Raw genomic sequence first — 507 nt, forward strand, 5'->3', positions numbered from 1 at the left:
CTTTGTCAGGCTACGGCGCACTCTCGTGCCACTTGCCTGAGGATTTGTTCGTATTCCTTGACGGATAGCGATCCGGACACCAACTGACGACCGTTCAGTACCATGGCCGGGACCGAGTTGATCCCGCGCTGAAGGTAAAAACTTTCAAGTTCACGGACCTCGAGAGCGAACGCCTCGCTAGTCAAAATCTCGCGGGCGCGGGTGGTAGAAAGTCCCGCTTCACCGGCCAGGCGCACCAGTGTTTCGTGGTCGCTGGGGTTCTCGCCATTGGTGAAATAAGCCTCGATCAGGATTTTCTTCAGCGCGACCTGGCGGCCTTCCTGCACGGCCCAGAGCAGAAGGCGATGGGCGTCGAAGGTGTTGTAGAAATGGCTGCGCTTTTCCAGGTCGAACTGAAAACCGATGGCTTTGCCGCGCGCGACGATCATTTCATTGCGCGAGGCGACTTCTTCGGCGCTGCGCCCGTATTTGCGCATCATGTGCTTGATGGCGTGCTCGCCCTCGGCC

Annotated in this window: 1 protein-coding gene; it reads right to left on the reverse strand. The window is 58.6% G+C overall.

The genetic code is table 11. The features are described from left to right. Positions 1-5: 5 nt before the first annotated feature. A partial coding sequence (locus J5M71_RS27305) for a DsbA family oxidoreductase (RefSeq protein ID WP_207838654.1) occupies positions 6-507 on the reverse strand: 502 nt, incomplete at its 5' end.

The organism is Pseudomonas sp. 43(2021), from assembly GCF_017490805.1.
GTDB lineage: Bacteria > Pseudomonadota > Gammaproteobacteria > Pseudomonadales > Pseudomonadaceae > Aquipseudomonas.